General features: G+C 75.4%; 15 protein-coding genes. 9 read left to right on the top strand and 6 right to left on the bottom strand.

All coding sequences use genetic code 11. The annotated features are described in order from the left end of the window. Positions 1-4: 4 nt before the first annotated feature. Positions 5-892: a hypothetical protein gene (locus ACZ5OX_RS24375; RefSeq protein ID WP_449788809.1), complete on the bottom strand. Its 888-nt coding sequence runs from the start codon at positions 890-892 to the stop codon at positions 5-7. Between the two features lie 120 nt (positions 893-1012). Between ACZ5OX_RS24375 and ACZ5OX_RS24380 the strand changes: the two genes are divergently transcribed. From ACZ5OX_RS24380 to ACZ5OX_RS24390, 3 genes are all read left to right on the top strand, one after another. Next, positions 1013-1603 carry a pyridoxamine 5'-phosphate oxidase family protein gene (locus tag ACZ5OX_RS24380; RefSeq protein ID WP_465632912.1) on the top strand — a complete coding sequence of 197 codons (591 nt, stop codon included), beginning with the start codon at positions 1013-1015 and terminating at the stop codon, positions 1601-1603. A 75-nt stretch (positions 1604-1678) separates the two neighbouring features. Next, positions 1679-2131, top strand: a complete 453-nt coding sequence (locus tag ACZ5OX_RS24385) for a MaoC family dehydratase (RefSeq protein ID WP_465632913.1) — start codon at positions 1679-1681, stop codon at positions 2129-2131. 390 nt (positions 2132-2521) lie between these two features. Next, a complete protein-coding gene (locus tag ACZ5OX_RS24390) occupies positions 2522-3730 on the top strand; it encodes an MBL fold metallo-hydrolase (RefSeq protein ID WP_465633124.1) in 1209 nt (402 codons plus the stop codon). Between the two features lie 20 nt (positions 3731-3750). Here the strand turns inward: ACZ5OX_RS24390 and ACZ5OX_RS24395 are convergent, their stop codons facing one another. From ACZ5OX_RS24395 to ACZ5OX_RS24405, 3 genes are all read right to left on the bottom strand, one after another. Then, positions 3751-4695, bottom strand: a complete 945-nt coding sequence (locus ACZ5OX_RS24395; protein WP_465632915.1) for a DUF389 domain-containing protein — start codon at positions 4693-4695, stop codon at positions 3751-3753. Positions 4696-4861: 166 nt separating this feature from the next. Then, positions 4862-7621, bottom strand: a complete 2760-nt coding sequence (locus ACZ5OX_RS24400; RefSeq protein ID WP_465632917.1) for a DUF7824 domain-containing protein — start codon at positions 7619-7621, stop codon at positions 4862-4864. After that, a complete protein-coding gene (locus ACZ5OX_RS24405) occupies positions 7618-9066 on the bottom strand; it encodes an SWIM zinc finger family protein (protein WP_465632919.1) in 1449 nt (482 codons plus the stop codon). The genes ACZ5OX_RS24400 and ACZ5OX_RS24405 overlap by 4 nt, the downstream gene beginning before the upstream one ends. 250 nt (positions 9067-9316) lie before the next feature. Between ACZ5OX_RS24405 and ACZ5OX_RS24410 the strand changes: the two genes are divergently transcribed. After that, positions 9317-10225, top strand: a complete 909-nt coding sequence (locus ACZ5OX_RS24410; RefSeq protein ID WP_465632921.1) for an acyl-CoA thioesterase — start codon at positions 9317-9319, stop codon at positions 10223-10225. A gap of 90 nt (positions 10226-10315) precedes the next feature. Continuing rightward, the gene (locus ACZ5OX_RS24415) at positions 10316-10966 is read left to right on the top strand and encodes a TetR/AcrR family transcriptional regulator (RefSeq protein ID WP_449788815.1); all 651 of its coding nucleotides are present in this window, start codon (positions 10316-10318) and stop codon (positions 10964-10966) included. An 82-nt stretch (positions 10967-11048) separates the two neighbouring features. Here the strand turns inward: ACZ5OX_RS24415 and ACZ5OX_RS24420 are convergent, their stop codons facing one another. Continuing rightward, positions 11049-12299 carry a sulfite oxidase gene (locus tag ACZ5OX_RS24420; RefSeq protein WP_465633126.1) on the bottom strand — a complete coding sequence of 417 codons (1251 nt, stop codon included), beginning with the start codon at positions 12297-12299 and terminating at the stop codon, positions 11049-11051. 458 nt (positions 12300-12757) lie between these two features. On the opposite strand from ACZ5OX_RS24420, the gene ACZ5OX_RS24425 reads away from it, so the two are divergent. From ACZ5OX_RS24425 to ACZ5OX_RS24435, 3 genes are all read left to right on the top strand, one after another. Continuing rightward, complete coding sequence (locus ACZ5OX_RS24425; RefSeq protein ID WP_465632923.1) at positions 12758-13177, top strand: MerR family transcriptional regulator; 420 nt, start codon at positions 12758-12760, stop codon at positions 13175-13177. A gap of 142 nt (positions 13178-13319) precedes the next feature. Then, entirely contained in the window at positions 13320-14951 is a 1632-nt protein-coding gene (locus ACZ5OX_RS24430) for a BCCT family transporter (protein WP_465632925.1), read from the top strand. Positions 14952-15071: 120 nt separating this feature from the next. Beyond that, positions 15072-15251 carry a hypothetical protein gene (locus ACZ5OX_RS24435; protein ID WP_465632927.1) on the top strand — a complete coding sequence of 60 codons (180 nt, stop codon included), beginning with the start codon at positions 15072-15074 and terminating at the stop codon, positions 15249-15251. Positions 15252-15514: 263 nt separating this feature from the next. Here ACZ5OX_RS24435 and ACZ5OX_RS24440 read toward each other — a convergent pair whose 3' ends face one another. Further along, positions 15515-17218, bottom strand: coding sequence for a DUF2398 family protein (locus ACZ5OX_RS24440; protein WP_465632928.1), 1704 nt, complete (start codon positions 17216-17218; stop codon positions 15515-15517). Positions 17219-17442: 224 nt separating this feature from the next. Between ACZ5OX_RS24440 and ACZ5OX_RS24445 the strand changes: the two genes are divergently transcribed. After that, a complete protein-coding gene (locus ACZ5OX_RS24445; protein ID WP_465632930.1) occupies positions 17443-18171 on the top strand; it encodes a lysoplasmalogenase in 729 nt (242 codons plus the stop codon). The last annotated feature ends 10 nt before the right edge of the window (positions 18172-18181 follow it).

Here is an 18181-nt window from a genome sequence, read left to right on the forward strand (position 1 = left end):
GACCTTACGCGGAAGGCGGTTCCGTCGGGGCACTTTCCCGCCACAGAACGGCCAACAGTTCCTCGGAAAGCGACAATCCGGCCAATGCGCCCCGAACTGCGGCCCGATTGCGCATCAGAAGCCGCCCGGCGTGCGGCGGAACGAGCAGGCGCGCGCCAGGCGCACCCGAACTACCGACCGGTTCTCCACCGCCCGTCAGTGCGGCCACGGCCGGCTGGAGATCGAGCGGGGCGACGGCCGCGGGGGCACCCGGGACGCCCTGGCGCAGGACGGTGGTCAGAGCCCGGCTGAACGAGCCCTCCCCGCCCGGCAGTACGGCGTCCCGGCCGCGTCTGCCCGGGGCGTAACGGTTCCCCGGGGCGTAGCGGCCGATCCGGCCCCACAGCGGGACCCTGGAGTAGCTCAGCAGTTCACCGGCGCCGTCCTCGCCGTTCTCCACCGCCGCCCAGGTGTCCCGGTCGGCCACCGCGTCGACCAGCAGCAGGGCCTCCTCCTGGTCGCCGTGCACCATCGCGCTGACCACCCAGTCCCAGGCCAGGCCCCGGCGGTAGGCGTTGTCAGCGGTGCTGCCGGCGGTGACCAGGGCGAGCCGGCGCCCGCGCGGGTCGGCCACCAACTGGCCGACCAGGCAGACCAGCAGCCAGCGGCCGGGGTGCTGGGCGGCGTCCCGGACGGCGGTGAGCATGGCGTTGGCGTCCGCGTCCGGCGGCACCGTGGTGACCCTGCAGCCGGCCGCTCCGGTGTCGAAGCACATCCCGGGCAGCACCTCGGCGAGCAGCCGGGCGCCGTCCGGTGCGAGCGCCGCACCCCCGAAGGCCCGGTCGGGGCCGCCGTCCGCCCCGATCACCACCAGATCGACCCCGCCCGCCATCCGGCCGTCCCCCTCCTCCACCGTTTCTCCACCCGCCGGGCAGGCTACCGCCCCCGACGGCCTCCGACGGGGCTCCCGGCCCGTCCGCTCAGGGACCATGGGCCCTATCGGTACGCGCGCCGACCGAGGACGATCGGACGCATGGAGCGTGAGGACCGTGTGGAGACCCTGAGCGAGGCCGAGTGCCTGCGGCTGCTCAGCACCGTGCCCGTCGGGCGCGTGGTGTACACCGAGCACGCGCTGCCGGCCGTCCTGCCGGTCTCCTTCGAGGTCCTGGACGGGCGGCTGGTGCTCGCCGTGCGCCGTGGAAGTGCCACCGCGCGCGGGCTTGACGGCACGGTGGTGGCCTTCCAGGCGGATCTGCTGGACCCGGCCACCCGCACCGGGTGGAGCGTCCTGGTGCACGGGCGGGCCGACGTGATGACCGACCCCGAGCAGATCCGGCGGGTGCTGCGCTCAGGCCTGCGGCCCTGGGTGGGCGATCCGGAGCCGCTGTTCGTCGCGCTGGTGCCGGAGCTGGTGAGCGGCCGCCGACTGTTCCCGACCGGGCCGGGCGCCCTGGCCCGCCAGACGCGGCGGCCTTCGGAGGCCGGGCGGATGGACGCCGGACGGATGAGTGCGGGGCGGATGGACGCCGGACGGATGGGTGCCGGGCGGATGGGTGCCGGGCAAGTGGGCCTGGGGAGCGCGGACGCCGGGCCCGTGAACACCGGTTTTCCGTTCGGCTCCTGACAGATACCGGTGGGTAGGCATACGCTTCCGGCGTCCTGACCCCTCCCCCGGGCCCATCCCCACCAGGAGCTCACCGTGACGACCTTCACCTCCCTCGCCGAGCTGACCGCCGCCGTCGGCACCGAGCTGGGCACCAGCCAGTGGCACACCATCGAGCAGCGGCAGATCGACCTGTTCGCCGAGGCGACCGGCGACCACCAGTGGATCCACGTGGACCCGGAGCGGGCCAAGGACAGCCAGTTCGGCTCGACCATCGCGCACGGCTACCTGACCCAGTCGATGATCCCGGTGCTGGCGAAGGAGTGCTACGCCGTCGAGGGCGTGCGGATGGCGTTGAACTACGGCTCCGACAAGGTGCGCTTCCCGGCCCCGGTGCCGGTGGGCACCGCGATCCGGGCCACCGCCGAGCTGCTCTCGGCCACCGAGGTGCCGGGCGGCGTCCAGGCGGTGGTGCGGTTCACCGTGGTCAGCGAGGGGAGTACCAAGCCGCACTGCGTCGCGGAGACGATCACCCGCTTCTACGCCTGACGGGAGCGCGCCCACCCGGGCCCGGACCGAGGGCGCGCGGGCCCGGGCCGAGGGCGCGCGTGCCGGCAGGCGTGCGGGGCCGGGCGGAGCGGAGCGGGCGGGCCCGGGCGACGGCGTGCGGCCCGTTCCTCCCGGGTCCCCCGATTGGACCGCGCCGGGCTCTCCACCAGGTCCGGACGGCCCACGACGAGTAACCTCCGACGAGATGGTTGTCGTATCGCAGCAGCCCCATCTGGCGCTGCGCTGAGCGCCCCGGCCCGCCCGGTAGCCGTGACCGTCCCTGGAGGAGCCGTGCCCCGCCCAGCCCCGTGGTTCTCCCGCCTCGCCGGTCTGTCCTCGCAGCTCGCCCCGCCGGTCACCGGCCCCGCCGCCGAGCGCGCCGTCCCCGGTCTGGCCGGACTGCCCCGGGCCGCCTGGCACCGGGTCAGGACCGACCCCTTCGGCGCCGAACCCAGGGGTGAGCGACTGGCCCGCATCCGCCGCTCCCCGCAGTTCGCCGACGGCGCCTTCCGCAACCCGGTGCCCACCCGCCGCCTGGTGTACGAGCGCAGCCCGCTGGAGATCACCCACGCCCAGCTGACCGGGGACAAGGCCCGCCGGAGGCCGACCGCCGCCATTCCGCTGCACCGGCTGCTCCCGGTCGACCTGGCCGCGCCGCCGGAGTCCGGACTACGGCTGACCTGGCTGGGGCACGCCTCCGTGCTGGCCGAGATCGGCGGGCGGCGGGTGTTGCTCGACCCGGTCTGGGGCGAGCGCTGCTCCCCCTTCTCCTGGACCGGGCCCAAGCGGCTGCACCCGGTGCCACTGCCGCTGTCCGAACTCGGGCCGGTGGACGTGGTCGTGATCTCCCACGACCACTACGACCACCTCGACATGGACACCGTCCGGGCTCTGATCGGGACGGACGCGGTGTTCGCCGTGCCGCTCGGGGTCGGGGCGCACCTGGAGCACTGGGGCGTACCGGCCGAGCGGATCGTCGAACTGGACTGGTGGGAGTCGGCCGAGGTCGCCGGGCTGACCCTGACCGCCACACCGGCCCGGCACTACTGCAGCCGCGGGCCGCGCACCAGCTCGCTGTTCCTGTGGGCGTCCTGGGTGGTGGCCGGCGGCGGACGGCGGATCTTCCACAGCGGGGACACCGGCTACTTCCCCGGCTTCGCCGAGATCGGCCGCCGGCTCGGCCCGTTCGACGCGACGATGATGCAGGTCGGCGCGTACAGCGACTTCTGGCCCGAGGTGCACATGACCCCCGAGGAGGGCGTGCGGGCGCACCTGGACCTGGGCGGCGCGCTGCTGCTGCCGATCCACTGGTGCACCTTCAACCTCGCGCTGCACCCCTGGGAGGAGCCCGCGGAGCGGGTGGTCACCGCGGCCCAGGCGCTCGGTGCCCGGCTCGCGGTGCCCCGCCCCGGCAAGCCCTTCGAACCCGCGCGCCCGCCCGCCCTGCGCCTGTGGTGGCGCGCCGTCGCCGCCGCCCCGCGCGAGGTCCCGCCGCTGGTCGACGGGCGGCGGCCGGGCGAAGGGGTGGCGGCGGGCGGGAGCGGGGCGCGCGAACAGGCGACGACTTTCAGCGAACAGATTTCAAAATCTGTTCGCTGAAAGTTGTCAGCTGAATCCCGTCAGCCCTTCACCGTCACCCCTCGACGCCGGATCACCGCCCAAGCCGCCTGCTGGACCAACAGGGTCAGCACCCCGGCCAGCACGATCCCCAGCAGGTTCAGCAGCAACTGCACGCTGGAGCCCCAGAACTGCTTGACGTCGCCGTAGCCGAGGGCGACGGCCGCATTGGCCGCGGCGGGCACGGTCGTGACCGAGATCGCCACGCCGACCAGGGCCCCGGCCTTCGAGGAGGTGAGCGAGAGCAGCCCCGCGACGCCCGCCAGGAAGGCGACCACGAAGGACGTCGCGTCCGGCTGCCAGATGAACGAGGTGTTCGGCCGCACGGCGTCGAACTTCGCCTCGCTGAACAGCCCGAGGCCTTCCATCAGCATCCCGAAGCAGACCGTCAGCCCCATCGCCACCACGAAACCCGTCACCAGCGCGTTCAACGATCGCAGTGCCGGGCGCAGCCGTCGCTGGACGACCGCCACGCAGAGCCCGGCCAGCGGCCCGAACTCCGGTCCGACGGCCATCGCGCCGACGATCAGGATCGCGCTGTCCAGCACCGCGCCACAGGCCGCGAGCATGGTGGCTGTGGTGAGGAAGGCCAGGAACACCCACGTGAGGGTGGACTCCTCGTGCGTGATCTCGGAGACCGACTCCCACACCAGCGCGTCCGCCCCCTCCCCGGGGGCCAGCCGCTCGGCCTCCTCGGCCGCCGCCGAGAGGGTCAGCTCGACCGCCGAGACGTCGATCGCGCCGCGCTCGGCCAGCCCCGTGGCGCGCAGCGCGCCCAGGACCTCGTCCGCCGCCTCGCGGGCCACGTCGCAGAGCACCACGTCACCGGCGGGCCGGACGGCCGCGTCCGGGAGCAGGACGACGTGTGTCACCCCGACGACCTCGTCCAGGCAGTCCAGCACGCGGGTCCGGAGGTCGGGCGGGACGATCAGGCGAAGGTGCAGCACGGGCGCTCCGGTGGGCAGGGCAGGCGGAAGGTCCCGCCCACCCTAGGCCCGCCCCGCACCGGACCCCGCACCACCCCGCGCCCGCGCCACCGGTCCCGCGCCACCCCGATCCCGCACCACGGCCCGTCAACCGCCCGGCCCGTCAACGGCCCGGCCCCTCAGCCCTTCAGCCCGCCAGGACGTCCCGTAGCGCCCGGGCCTCCTTGACCACCCGGCCCGCGCCGCCGCGCCCGGCCGCCGCCGTCACCTCGGCGACCGGCCCGCGGGCGCCGGTGCGCCGGGCGCAGTCGGTGGCCAGCGCGATCAGGTCACCCAGCCCGCGCGTCGACGGGTCGGCCTCCCCCAGCAGGGCCGGCAGGGCCGCCCCGAGCACCGACCAGACCGTCGCCCGGGCGCCGCTCTCCGCCGCCAGGGTGAGCGCCGCTCCCAGCCGGCCGGCCGTCACCGTGCCGCAGGCCACCAGGGCCCCGAGTTCGCGGCCGAGCAGCGCGCCGTCCAGGTCGCCGCGCGCGGCGAGCACCAGCAGTGCGTCCACCGCCGCCGTCCGGTCCTCGGCATGCCGGGCGCCCAGGCCGTACGCCAGCGCCAGGTGCAGCGCGAGCCCGGCCGGGCCGCCGGCCTCGGCGAGCAGCGGGAGGTGGCCGGCGGCCCCGCGCTCGTCCCGGTCGGCGCCCTCGGCGAAGGGGTCGAGCCAGCGCGCGGCCAGCTCCTCCCGGTGCCAGGGGAGCATCGCGAACCAGTGCGCGACGGGCCGCCGACTCCAGTCGTACACCTTGCGGGCGCGGGCCACGCTGGGCTCGGTGCCGTCCAGCAGGGCCAGGAACTCGCTGGGGAGCCGCTCGCCGCCCGGCCCCACCGGCCCGGCGCCGATGCCCGGCTGGGCGACGGCGATCCGCTCGATCTCCTCCCACCAGCGGTTCCCGTACACGTTGGTGCGCCGCAGCCCCTTGCCGGGCGCGAACAGCACCCGTTCGGACGGCTGACCGTGCAGTCCGCCGGTGCGCAGCCAGTGCGCCAGCCGGCGCCCGGCCGGGGAGGTGAGCGCCTCGGCGGCCTTCAGCGCCGCCTCCTCTGCCACCGGCCCGTCCGCCACCGACCCGACCGCCACCGGCCCGTCCGCCACCGACCCGACCCGCAGCAGGGCCTGGGACAGGTCGGCCTTCCCCGGTGTGACACCCGCCGCCTCGTACCCGGCGATCCGCTCGACCAGCACGGCCGGGTCCAGCGCGCCGGTGGCATCGGTCGGGGTCGCGAGCAGGTACGGCGGCCGGGTGGCCGTCACCTGCCAGGCCGCCTCCTCCAGTCGGGCGGCGAGAACGGCCCCGGGCACGGTGGTGCCCGGGCCGCGCAGCGCCGAGTCGTCCCTTCCGCGGAGGGAGTCCCAGAACCGGCGCGGCGGGAGCTCACCGGCCACCGCGGCCACCACGAAGAGGATCTCCCGGGGCGTGCAGTCCCCCCAGCTGCCGGTGCCGCGCCACGGGTGCACCCGGCGGACCGGCTCCAGCGCCTCGACCAGCGCCGCCCGGTCCCGGTGGCTCAGCCGGACCAGCCCGTCCAGCACCCGCTCGAAGGCCGCCATGCCGGGCTCGCGCGCCGCGAGCAGGGCGGACAGTTCCTCCGCGAGTTCGGCCGCCGAGCCGATCGGCGCGCCGAGCGGACGCGGCTCGGGGGCAGGCGGCAGGAGTTCGTTCCACCCGGTGTCCGGGTCGTCCCCGTCGCCGCCGACCGGCGCGCCGAACAGCTCGCCCGCGCGCCGGTGGTGGGCCGGGTTGAGCGTCTCGGCGGCGGAGCGCAGCTCCGCCAGCACCGCCTCCCCCGCCGCCTTCAGGTGACGGGCCACCACGTTCAGCGCTCGCTCCTGGAGGGCCGTGTCCGGATGTCCGAAGGCCTCGGCCGCGGCCAGCACCACCGCTCCCGAACGCGCGGGCGCACGCCGGGCGGCCTTCTCCAGCCAGGCCAGCTGGGCGCGGACCAGCTTCTTCTCGTTCCGGAACAGCACCACCGCCGAGGCCTCGGTGAGCACCTCGGGCTCGATCAGGCCGGCCTCGTCCAGCCCGGCGAGGACGTCCTGGGCGTGCCCGGCGATCACTGACAGGCCGTCCAGCAGGGCCACCAGGTCGCGCACCCTGGCCGCGTACTCCTCGGCCGTCGGGGCGAGCGCCCGCAACACCTCCAGGAAGGCCCGCTGGTCGGTCGCCTTGCCGCCGCGCAGCAGTCGGGCGAGGCAGCGGTCGAGCAGCTGGACGCGGTCCACCACTCCGGCCGCGGCCAGTTCGCCGATCGCCTCCGTCCAGATGTCGCCGGGGCGCGGGCTGAGCCGGAAGGTCAACGTGTAGCCGACATCGGCGAGTTCGAACAGCTCGGGCAGCAGCACCGGGGTGAAGGCGTCCTCGCGCAGCGTGTCGGCCAGCGTCGGGCGCGGGCCGCCCGTTTCGTCGATGTGGTCCATCCAGCTCCGGACGAAGGACTCGCCGCGCGGCACCTCGCAGCCGGTGCGCCGGACCACCGCCTCGATCACCGGGTACCTCGACCAGCCCCAGCTCCGCACCGGCCGGGCGGCGAGCCGGGTGACCACCTCGACCTGCCACTCCACCGGCTGCGCCTCGATGACCTGGTGCAGCACGGAGTTCCGGGCCCAGTCCCGGACGCCGAAGTCGCTGCCGGCCAGCCAGGTGGCGGCGCCGGCCGGGCCGGCGTGGCAGCCGGCTCCGGCCACCAGCAGCCTGCCCTTGGCCTCGGCCGACTCCCGTGACCAGTCCTGGCGCAGTTCCTTGCGCAGCTCCTTGAGGGCGGGCAGGCAGGCCCGCCGCTGGGCCGGGTCCAGGGCGGCCAGCAGCTCCGGTATCCGCTCCAACCGACCGGACCGGACGGCGGCGAGCAGCTCGTCGACCGGCCCCTGCCGGTCGGTGCCCGAGGTCGTGCTCACGCTCCGGCCCCCTTCGTCCCCGCAGCCCCGGCGGCCTCCACGGTCCCGACCGTCTCCACGGCCCCGGCGGCCGACCCGGCCCCGGCGGCCGCGTCCCGCACCATCCCGACCGCCAGCGCGTGTTTGCACGGCCCGCGCCCGCCCCGGTACTTGCCCCACCACAGGCAGGTGCAGCTCGACCGTCCCGACGTGTCCGTGCGCACCCGCTGGATGTGGTCGTCCACGGTGACGACGGCCGTCGCCCCGCCCTCCTCGAGCCGCACCGCGCCCGCCACGACCAGTGCCCGGGCGGCCCGCAGCCGGGGGTTGACCGCCTCGGCCCGCCCGGCGTCGTACGGGAGCTGGCGGTGGAAGTACGCGGCCTCGGCGGCGTCGTAGCCGATCTGCCCGGCGGTGCCCAGCCGGGTGAGCGCGGCGCGGACCCGCTCGGGGCTCAGCCCGGACTGGGCGGCGAGGTCCCCGACCTCGATCCGGGGCTCCCAGGCGAGCAGCACCGCGATCAGCTCGGCGTCCCGCTCGGCCGACGCGGTGGCGAGCGAGTCGAGCACGCCGCCCTCGCCGGAGAAGCCCCGGGACGCGTCCGGCGACAGCGTCAGGGTCAGCCGCATGCCGGGCAGCACCGCCTCCCAGGCGGAGGCGGTGGGCTCCCCGGCCGGCACCGGCCCGTACACCCGCAGGGCGAGCGCGTGGCGCAGCACCCGCTGGAGCGCGACCAGCCGCTCGGGCCCGGGCAGGCAGACCGCGCCGGGGACCGGACGGGTGGTCGGCCGCAGTGACGTCCCGGCCGGGACGACCCAGCCGACGCCGGCCCGCCCGCCGCGCCCGGCCCGCGGCAGCGAGCGCAGGAAGCGGACCGCCTCGGCGGCGGGCAGCTCGGCGCGCAGCTCGAAGCCGGCGGCCACCACCTGGGTCTCGGCGAAGCCGCGCAGCCAGCGCTCCGGCAGCGGGACCTTCTTCTCGACCAGCGGGCCGTCGAAGGTGGTGACCTCCAGCGCGTCCGGCCCGACCGCGAGGTGCAGCGGGTCGGCGGGGCCGATCCTGGTCAGCGCCTCGCGCAGCGGGTTGTTGACGTCCACGTTGGTGGTGCCGTGGCCGATCTCGTCCCCGTCGAGCCCGGCCTGGAGCACGTCGAGCCGGGCGTAGACGCCGCAGCAGCCCGAGAAGGACTCGAAGCGCAGCCGATCCCCGTTGGCGGTGACCACCGGGTCGAGCGAGGCGCGCAGCTGCGGCTGGTAGTAGCGCGCGGCGGCGACGTCCGCGACCGCGAGCAGGGCCGCGGCGGCCGGCGCCGGATCGGCCAGGAAGCCCGCGAAGAAGCGCGGGTTGGCGGCGGCGCCGAGCGGGGTGGCGCCGCCGGAGGTGGCCAGGTCGAGGCACCGGCCGTCGGCGCCGTCCAGGACGGCCGACGGGCGCAGATAGGCGTACGCCTGTGCGGATTGCGTCATGCCGAGCACGCTAGGTGAGGACACTGACAATCCGCCGGGACGGCACCGACCCGGGCACCGACCCCGGCACCACCGCCGGCACCGCCGCCGGCACCGGCCCCGCCTCGGCCCCGGCCTCGGCCTCGGACGGGTCTCCCGCGCCCTCGACCCGAGAATCGAACTGGAACGTGTTCTATGTCATCCGACGGCCGTCGCGACGACGTTACCCAGGTCACACCGCGGCACGGTTGGCTTCTGCCACTATGGCCTCGTGACCGACCTGACCGAACCCCACGTCCGGGCCGAACGGCACGCCCGGCCGGCCGCCCCGTTCGCCGAGCTGCTGGAGATCGAGCAGCTGGACGAGAACACGTTCCGGGGCCACTGCCACGCCGGCGCCCCGATGCGGGCCTTCGGCGGCCATGTGGCCGCGCAGGCGCTCGTCGCCGCCGGGCGCACCTCCCGCAAGCAGCGCCCGGTGCACTCGCTGCACGGCTACTTCCTGCTGCCGGGCTCCCCGGAGCACCCGATCGACTACCTGGTCGAGCGGGTCCGCGACGGCGTGTCGTACACCACCCGCCGGGTGACGGCGCTCCAGGGGCGCAACGAGATCTTCACCCTCTCGGCGTCCTTCAAGCACCCCGAGCCGGCCCCCGACCGCCAGCGCGAGGTCCCTCCGCTGCCCCACCCCGAGTCGCTGCCGAACGCCGTCGCCCGGCTCCCCGAGGAGGTGCGCCGGGCGCTCGCCGCGGACGGCGGCTTCCGCGACCTCGACGTGCGGTTCGTCCCGGCGGACGCCCCGGGACTGCCGCCGGCCGTTCCCGGTCTGCTCCAGCACTTCGTCTGGATGCGCACCGCCTCCCCGCTGCCGGACGGCGACCCGCTGCTGCACGCCGGCGCCCTCACCTACCTGTCCGACCTCACCCTGGCCTCCACCGCCGGGCTGAACCTGCAGCCGAACTTCTTCCAGCGCACCGAACCGCCCCGCCTGGTGATGGCCTCGCTGGACCACGCCATGTGGTTCCACCGCCCGTTCCGGGCCGACGAGTGGCTGCTGTTCGCCCAGCGCAGCCCGTCCTCCTCGGACGGCCGGGGCCTGGCGCTCGGCGAGTTCTACGACCTGGACGGCCGACTGGTCGCCTCCGCCGTCCAGGAAGCGCTGATCCGCGACCCCTCGTGACGCCCTCGCGGCCCGGTGACCACCGCACGAACGGAAGGGGGCCGGACGGCGTCATACTCCTGAGCGGCCCCGGCCCGTATCATGGTGCGGGTGACCAAGGTTGACCTGTCACCACGGCCGGTGGAGGCGATGTCTCCGCGTCAGCTCGAACGCCGCGAAAGCCTGATCGCGGCCGCGCTCGCCCTGGTGAACGAGATCGGCGTCGAGCGGATGCAGATGAAGCAGGTCTGCGAGCGGTCCGGAGTCGCCCTGGGGACGGCGTACCGCTACTTCTCCTCCAAGGACCACCTCCTGGCAGCGGCGATCGCCGAGTGGCATCGCCTGCTGCTGGCCGACCTGGTGGCGGAGCTGCGCGGGCCGAGGGCCGGACTGGGGGCCACCGACCGGGCGGTGCGGTTCGTCCGGGGCGGGATGCGGGCCTACCAGCGGCAGCCCGAACTCGCCCGACTACGGGTGGCCGTGGCCGCCTCCACCGACCCGTTCGCCAGCGAGGCGCTGCAAGGCATGGCCCGGGCCGACAGCACCGCCCTGCAGGCCGTGACGGCCGAGGTGCCGGCCGCCGCGAGCGACCTCGTGCGGCACATCGTCGCCCACGCCTGGCAGGGCGAGCTGACCGCCTGGGTGACCGGCCGCACCACCCTCGGGGACGCCCGGCGGCGCCTGGAGGACGTGGTGCGGCTGGTGCTGAACCCGTACGAGACGCGCTACCCGGCCCCGTACGAGGTCCAGTCCACCGGCTGAGCGCCCGCCGGCCCCGGACGACCGGCACGGCCCAGGGCGCCGGCGCGACCCAGGGCCACACGGCTCAGGGCACCGGCAGCGCTCAGACCACCGTCACGGGGTGGGCCACCACCGCTCCGAACAGGTAGCCCTCCCGGTTGAACACCGCCCGCTCGGGCTGGGTGTTGCCCCGGCGGTCCGTCGCGCGGGCGCGCAGCTCGTACCGGCCGGGCCGCTCGGGGTGCCAGTCGATGCTCCAGCGCGTCCAGCCGTCGGCCCGCGGCTCGTCGCGCAGGTCGGCGCGCCGCCACGTCCGGCCGCCGTCGGCGCTCACCTCGACCCGGCGCACCGCCGCCGCTCCGGACCAGGAGCGCCCGTGCAGTCGGTGCCGGCGGCCCGCCGCCAGCCGCGCGCCCGCCGCCAGCTCGAAGGCGCTCTTGACCACCTGGGTGGTGAGCGGCTCGCCACCGCCGGGCGGGTAGTCCGGGCCGAACATCCGGTAGAAGTCGGTGTTCCACGGCGAGTACAGCGGACGGTCGGCGACCTCCAGGCTGCCCACCCACTTGATCGAGGCGATGCCCACCCAGCCGGGCACCACCAGCCGGGCCGGCGCGCCGTGGTCCGGGGTCAGCGGCTCGCCGTTCATCTCGTACGCGAGCAGCACGTCGTCCAGTGCCTTGGCGATCGGCAGCGGGCGGCGCACCGGGCCGTAGTTGGTGCCGCCGACGACGTAGTCCGGGTCCAGGCCGACGGGAAGCACGTCCACCGCCGCACCGGTCAGCCCGGCGGCCCGCAGCACCTCGGCCAGCCGGACGCCCCGCCAGCTCGCCGAGCCGACGCCGCCCAGCGTCCACGGCGTGCCCGGGACGGGCTGGCCCTGCTGACCGGCGTAGTAGCTGCGGCCGTTGCCGGCGCATTCGATCAGCGCGCTGATCCGGGTGGAGGGCAGCTCCCGCAGCTCCTCGAGGCCGAACTCGACCGGGTGCTCGGCCGTCGGGGCGCCGCGCAGACCGCTGCCGAAGACCCGCAGGCGCCAGGTGTCGGGGTCGATCAGCGGGGTGCTGGTGTGGTTGCGGACGAAGAACCGTTCCACCGGGACGTGGCGGCCGACGACGGCGTCGCCGTCGGCGTCGCGGAAGGCGTCCCAGCGCGTCTCGGCGTTGGTGCCGTGCGGCACGAACCACTCGGCGGGCAGTGGTTTGACGATCCCGGGCACGGACGAGGACGTGGCGGCGGGCGCGGGCGCGGGGCCGGGGGCGGGCGTGGGCCCCTCCTCGGCGGCCGCCGCCCGGCCCTGGGCGAGCGCCGGGACGGCCGGGACCGGCGCGGCGAGCACCCCGGCGGCGGTGGCCATCCGCAGCAGCGTCCGGCGCTCCACGCCGTCGGCGGGCGTACCGTCCCCGGCCGCACGCCCCGGGACGTCGGGTGTCCGGGTGTCCCGTGCCCTGGCGTCCCGTGCCGAGGTGTCCCGTGCCGGGGTGTCCTGTGTCGGGGTTGCTTCGTTCGGAATGCGGACCTCGTTGTCCATGAACGGTGTTCCTTCCGTGTCAGCGTTGGAGGTTCGGCTGCGCGCGCGACCACGCCCGGGGCGTGAAGGCCGTCCTGGACGGGCCCCCGTTCCCCGGCCCGACCTTCTCACCGTCTGGACTCCTACCGTTCCGGCCCCCGGGGAAACCCCGGCCCGCGTCCGAACTCACCTGCGAACACCCGTCGATGGCCGATTCCGCTCCCGAACCGCCGGGCGTGGCAGCGGGGTTCGCAGCGAGCCGCGGCCGCGGGAACACCCCGACGGGCGGCGGTGTTCGCCCGGTCATGCGCATCGGAGAACTCGCCCGCCTGACCGGGGTGTCCACCCGCCTGCTCCGCTACTACGAGGAGCAGGGCCTGCTCCGGCCGGGCCGGACGGCGGCCGGCCACCGCGAGTACGGCGAGGAGGACACCGTCCGGGTGTGGCAGATCCGCAGCCTGCTCGCGGCCGGCCTGAGCACCCGGGTCATCGCCGAGCTGCTGCCCTGCGCCACCGGCCCCGTCCCCGTCCTGGAGGCCTGCCCGCAGCTGCTCGCCATCTTGCGCGACGAACTCGCCGACCTGGACTCCCGGATCGAGGACCTCGCCCGCAACCGCCGCGCGCTCTCCCACTACATCGCCACCGCACACGACTCCGGGCACGAGTCCGGGCACGGCTACGGGCACGAGTCCGGGCACGGCTACGGCGAGGGGCGGGCGGCCTGACGGGACGTGAATCCGGACCCGGCGCGTCCCCGGCGCGTCGTCCCGCCACCGGCGGAGTGAACTGGACATAGTGCGACATACAGCTTGATTTCGAGCGCTCCGGGCGCGCCGAGCCCGCCGAGTATGTCGAGAGGTCCATCCGATGAGCAGCCAGCCGCCCCCGCCCGACCAGCCCGCGAAGGAGCCCGACGAACCCGCCGCGACCCTTCCGGCCGACCGGGCGGTGTTCGGCATCGGCGCGGTCCTGGTCCTGGCGGTGGTCGCCTGGGGCGTCTTCGCCGAGGAGTCGCTCGGCCGCACCTCCGACACGGCGCTCGGCTGGGTGCTGCACAACTTCGGCTGGCTGTTCGTGGTGGCCGCCGACGTCTTCCTGGTGCTCAGCGTGCTGCTCGCGTTCAGCCGGTTCGGCCGGATCAGGCTCGGCCGCGACGACGACCGGCCCGAGTTCTCCACCCTCGCCTGGATCGCCATGATGTTCAGCGCCGGCATGGGCATCGGCCTGATGTTCTACGGCGTCGGCGAGCCGCTCCAGCTCTTCGCCACCCCGCAGCCCGGCTCCGGTCTGGAACCGCAGAGCGCGGCCGCCGCCCAGCAGGCCCTGGAGTTCTCGCTCTTCCACTGGACCCTGCACCCGTGGGCGATCTACGCGGTCGGCGGCCTGGCCCTCGCCTACACCACCTTCCGCAAGGGCCGGGGCAACCGGATCTCCGCCGCCTTCGTCCCGCTGATCGGACAGCGCGGCGCGGACGGCTGGGCCGGGCGGACGATCGACCTGCTGGCCGTGTTCGCGACCGTCTTCGGCTCCGCGACCAGCCTCGGCCTCGGCGCGCTCCAGGTCGCCGACGGGCTCGGCTACATCTCCTCCGTCCGCAACACCCAGAACGCCCAGCTGGTCATCATCGGCTCACTGACCGCCGCGTTCGTGGTCTCCGCGTTCTCCGGGGTGCACAAGGGTGTGAAGTGGCTATCCACCGCGAACGTCGTCCTGGCCTCGCTGATCATGCTCTTCGTCTTCGTGTTCGGCCCGACGGTGTTCGCCCTCGACGCGATCCCCTCCTCGGTCGGCGGCTACCTCTCCGACCTGCTCGTGATGTCCACCCAGACCGGCGCCTTCACCGACGAGGGCTGGCTCGGCTCCTGGACGATCTTCTACTGGGCCTGGTGGCTCTCCTGGGCGCCCTTCGTCGGCACCTTCATCGCGCGGATCTCGCGCGGCCGCACGGTCCGGCAGTTCCTGCTCGGCGTGCTGCTGGTGCCCAGCGGGGCGACGGTCATCTGGTTCTGCGTGATGGGCGGCACCGCGATCCGGCTGGTCACCACCGGTGCGGCCGACCTCGTCGCGACCATCCCGCAGGGCCCGGAGGCCTCGCTGTTCGAGATGCTGCGCTCGCTGCCGCTCGGCTCGGTGACCAGCGTGGTCGCGGTGCTGCTGGTGATGACCTTCTTCATCACCAGCGCCGACTCCGCCTCGCTGGTGCTCGGCTCGCTCTCCAGCCGGGGCTCGCTGCACCCGCGCACCTGGCTGGTGGTGGTCTGGGGCGTGCTGATGGGCGGCGTCGCGGCGGCCCTGCTGCTGGCCGGCGGACTCACCGCGCTCCAGAACGCGACGATCCTGGTCGCGCTGCCGTTCGTGGTGGTGATGCTGCTGCTGTGCGTCTCGCTGGTGAAGGAGCTCCGCGAGGACCCGGCCGCCGCCCCCTCCCGCGTCCACCCGCCGCACGGCCTGCGGGACGCCGTCCGCGAGGTCGTCGGCGAGTCGAGCACACGCCGCTGACCAGTACATATGCCCCGCCCGGCGACGGGTGGGGCATATGCGACCAACCGACGCCCAACCCCCGTCCGGACTTCACCCGCGCGTACCGACCGTTCACACCGCCCTGGAAACCTCCCTGTCATGAACGCCAGCCCTCAGGCGCCCTTCCAGGAACCGCGCTTCCCCCTGCCCCAGTGGCACCGCCGGCTGCTCGCCGTCACCGCCGTCCTCGCCTCGATCGCCCTCGGCACCCTGGGCGTCGGCGCCACCGTGGAAACCGTCGAACACGGCCCCGTCACCAGCGCCTCCGCCAGCAAGTAGCAACCCGCCCCACCCGGCACCGCGGTCCCACACCGGACGCGGTGCTTCTTGCTTTCCGCCACCACCGATCGGGTACCCCCGGCCGGTCACCGGCGGGCACGACGAGCGGGCCGGGGCGGGAGTGGCGGCCGATACCGGGGACGGGGTGGAGGTCGGGCGCCGGGGCGTGACGGGCGGCCGATACCGGGGACGGGTGAAGTTCGGACGGGGTGAAGATCGGGGGCCGGGGCGAAGCGGGCCGCCGGGGGGGGCGCAAACCCCGGCTACGCCCGCTGTTCGGTGCGGGGGCCGGGCGGGGGTGGGACGAACGGGCCGGGGCGGGAGTGGCGGCCGGTGCCGGGAGTGGGGTGGAGGTCGGGGGCCGGGGCGTAGCGGGCGGCCGGGGGGCGCAGGCGCCAGGCCGGGGGCCGGGTGGGGTGGGGAGTGGGGGCGATCAGGGCGAGGCGGTGGAGCAGGTCGAGGGCGTCGCGCCGCAGGGCGGTGCGGTCGGCGAGGTAGCGGGCGGGGAGGCCGTACTCGTCCGCGATGTCGCCGAGGACCCCGTCTATCAGCGCGTCCGGGATCGGGACGTCGCCGGCCACCGTCTCGCCGGGCAGCGGGCGGACCTCCTCCACCAGGCGCTCGACCAGCAGCAGGGCGGCCTGGGCGAGGGTGCCGGCACCGGGGAGGGCGAGGTCGGTGAGTTCGGCGGCCGGGTCGAGCAGGGCGACGCCCTCGGCCCGGAGTTCGGCCTCGAGGCCGAGGAACTCGGCGAGCGCCGCCGGGCCGCTGAGCCGGTGCTCGGCCAGCCAGGCGCGGTGGTCCTCGGGGAGGTCGGCGGCCAGGACGGCGGGCGTCTCGGCGAGCAGGCGGCGGACGGCGGTGGCGGGTTCGGCCTCGGCGGCGCGGCGGATCAGGTCGTCGGCGTCGTCGGCGAGGGCGGGCGGGCCGGCCGGGACGGCACGGGCGAGTTCGCGGTCCACGGTCAGCACGAAGGAGCCGTCGGCCGGGTCGGCGGGCAGCTCGCCGAGCACCTGCCAGCCGGCCAGTGCGGCCAGCGCCATGTCGAGGTCGGCCTGTTCGGCGGCGAGTTCGGGTGCGGCGGCGCCCATCGCGTCGAGCAGCCGCCGGTATCCCAGCTCCTCCGGGGCGTCGACCAACAGGGCCAGTACGAGGGCGAGTTGGGCGTACCCGGCCGGGGTGAACGGCGCGCCGGTGACGGGGTGTTCGAGGCGGCGGGCGGCGTCGGCGCCGAGGCCGGCCTTGCAGAGCCGGGCATGCCAGGGGCCGACCACGAGGCGGTAGCCGAGCAGGGTGTCGAAGCGCTCGGCGAGCCAGTCGCGGTGACGGCGGATCAGCGGGAAGCCGTCGGCGTGCGGGCCGGAGGCGGTGACCAGCGGATGGGCGAGCAACAGCCGGGCGGCGATCCGGCGTTCGGCCGCGGGGAGCTCCTCGCCGGAACGATCCTGCGCCGTCACGGTGGGCGGCACCACCGGCGTGCCCTCGGGCCTGCGGTGCCGACCCGGCCTGCCCGGCTTGGCACCTGACCGGACGACGGGCAGTGCGGCGTCGTCGCGCCGGGCGCGGCGCAGGCCGCCGTCGGTGCGGTCCTCGCGAGGGCGAACGGGTGTGGCGCCGTACGCGGTGGGGCCGTGCCACCAGCTGACGCCGGGCTCGGCGGCGGGTTCGGCGGCGCCGCCGAGGTGGCGCGCCGGGTAGAGGCCGAAGGAGGCGGCACAGAGGTCGTCGGCGGTGCCGGGGGTGGCGGCGGCGAACCAGTGGGCCAGGCGCAGCAGTCCGGGGTCGGGCGAGAGCGTGACGTCGGCGGCGGGCCCGGCTTCGCGTACGACGAGGACGGCATCGGCGGGCCCGGCTTCGCGTACGGCGAGGACGGCGGCGGCGGTTCCCCGTCCTGCCCCGCCCGTGCGTCCGTCCGGCCTGCCGGTGGCCACCCGGGTGGCGCCGACCGCGTACTCCTGCTGATCCATGTCGGGGTCCAGACTAGACGGTGCCCGGGTCACCCGACGGCAGCAACCGCCCTCCTGAGGAACTCTCCGCAAGAGCCCTCGAAGCGGGCGCCCGCGCTCCGCTAACCGACCGCCCCGTCATCCGCCGCGCCCGACGGGGGTTACGCACCGGTAACCCGCTCTTCCGCCGCCGCTCCGGCTCCTCTAGGGTCGGTCCGAAGAGCAGATCACCGAGAGGCGCACGCATGACTGTCCGTACCACCAACCGCGTCGGCCTCGGAGCACGCCTGCGCTCGGCCAGCGGCCTGCTGGGCGGCTTCGCGGCCACCTCGGCGGCACACCTGGGCGCGATCGCCTCCGGCGTCTCGGTGCTCCAGAACGCCACCAAGCCGGCCCTGATGCCACTGCTGGCCGCGCACAGCGTGACGGCGGCCGCGAAGGCCGGCCGGGAGGCGCCGAAGCTGCTGGCGCCGGCGCTGCTGCTGAGCGCGGGCGGGGACGTGCTGCTCCAGCTGAAGAACGACCCCGCGTTCCTCGCGGGCATGGGCTCGTTCGCGGCGGCGCACGTCTGCTACGTGACGATGTTCGTCCAGCGCGGCGCGCTCAGTGACCGCCGCCGGGCCCTGGTGGTCGCGGCCGCGTACGCGACGGCCTGGGTGGCCCTGGTCGGACAGCTCTGGCCGGACCTCGGGGACCTGCGCGTGCCGGTGGCCGGCTACAGCCTGCTGCTGGCCTCGACGGCCGTCACCTCGGCCGGGCTGGGCTGGCGGACCGGGCTGGGCGGGGCGCTGTTCCTGCTCTCCGACACACTGATCGCCACCCAGCTGGCGAAGTGGCGGGAGCTGCCGGGCCATCAGTTCTGGATCATGGCGACCTATGTACTGGCCCAGTACCTGCTGGCGGACGGCACCCTCCGGCACCAGGAGCGGCTCCACCGCGAGGCCGACAACGGCGCCGGACCGCAGACCGCCTGACCGCCGGATC

This window comes from Kitasatospora sp. NPDC032121 (assembly GCF_055580145.1).

Coding starts and splice junctions, on each gene's coding strand:
- ACZ5OX_RS24380 (WP_465632912.1), top strand. CDS start 1,013: ATGGAGCGTGAGGACCGTGTGGAGACCCTGAGCGAGGCCGAGTGCCTG.
- ACZ5OX_RS24405 (WP_465632919.1), bottom strand. CDS start 9,066: ATGACGCAATCCGCACAGGCGTACGCCTATCTGCGCCCGTCGGCCGTC.
- ACZ5OX_RS24420 (WP_465633126.1), bottom strand. CDS start 12,299: ATGGCCACCGCCGCCGGGGTGCTCGCCGCGCCGGTCCCGGCCGTCCCG.
- ACZ5OX_RS24425 (WP_465632923.1), top strand. CDS start 12,758: ATGCGCATCGGAGAACTCGCCCGCCTGACCGGGGTGTCCACCCGCCTG.
- ACZ5OX_RS24430 (WP_465632925.1), top strand. CDS start 13,320: ATGAGCAGCCAGCCGCCCCCGCCCGACCAGCCCGCGAAGGAGCCCGAC.
- ACZ5OX_RS24435 (WP_465632927.1), top strand. CDS start 15,072: ATGAACGCCAGCCCTCAGGCGCCCTTCCAGGAACCGCGCTTCCCCCTG.
- ACZ5OX_RS24440 (WP_465632928.1), bottom strand. CDS start 17,218: ATGGATCAGCAGGAGTACGCGGTCGGCGCCACCCGGGTGGCCACCGGC.
- ACZ5OX_RS24445 (WP_465632930.1), top strand. CDS start 17,443: ATGACTGTCCGTACCACCAACCGCGTCGGCCTCGGAGCACGCCTGCGC.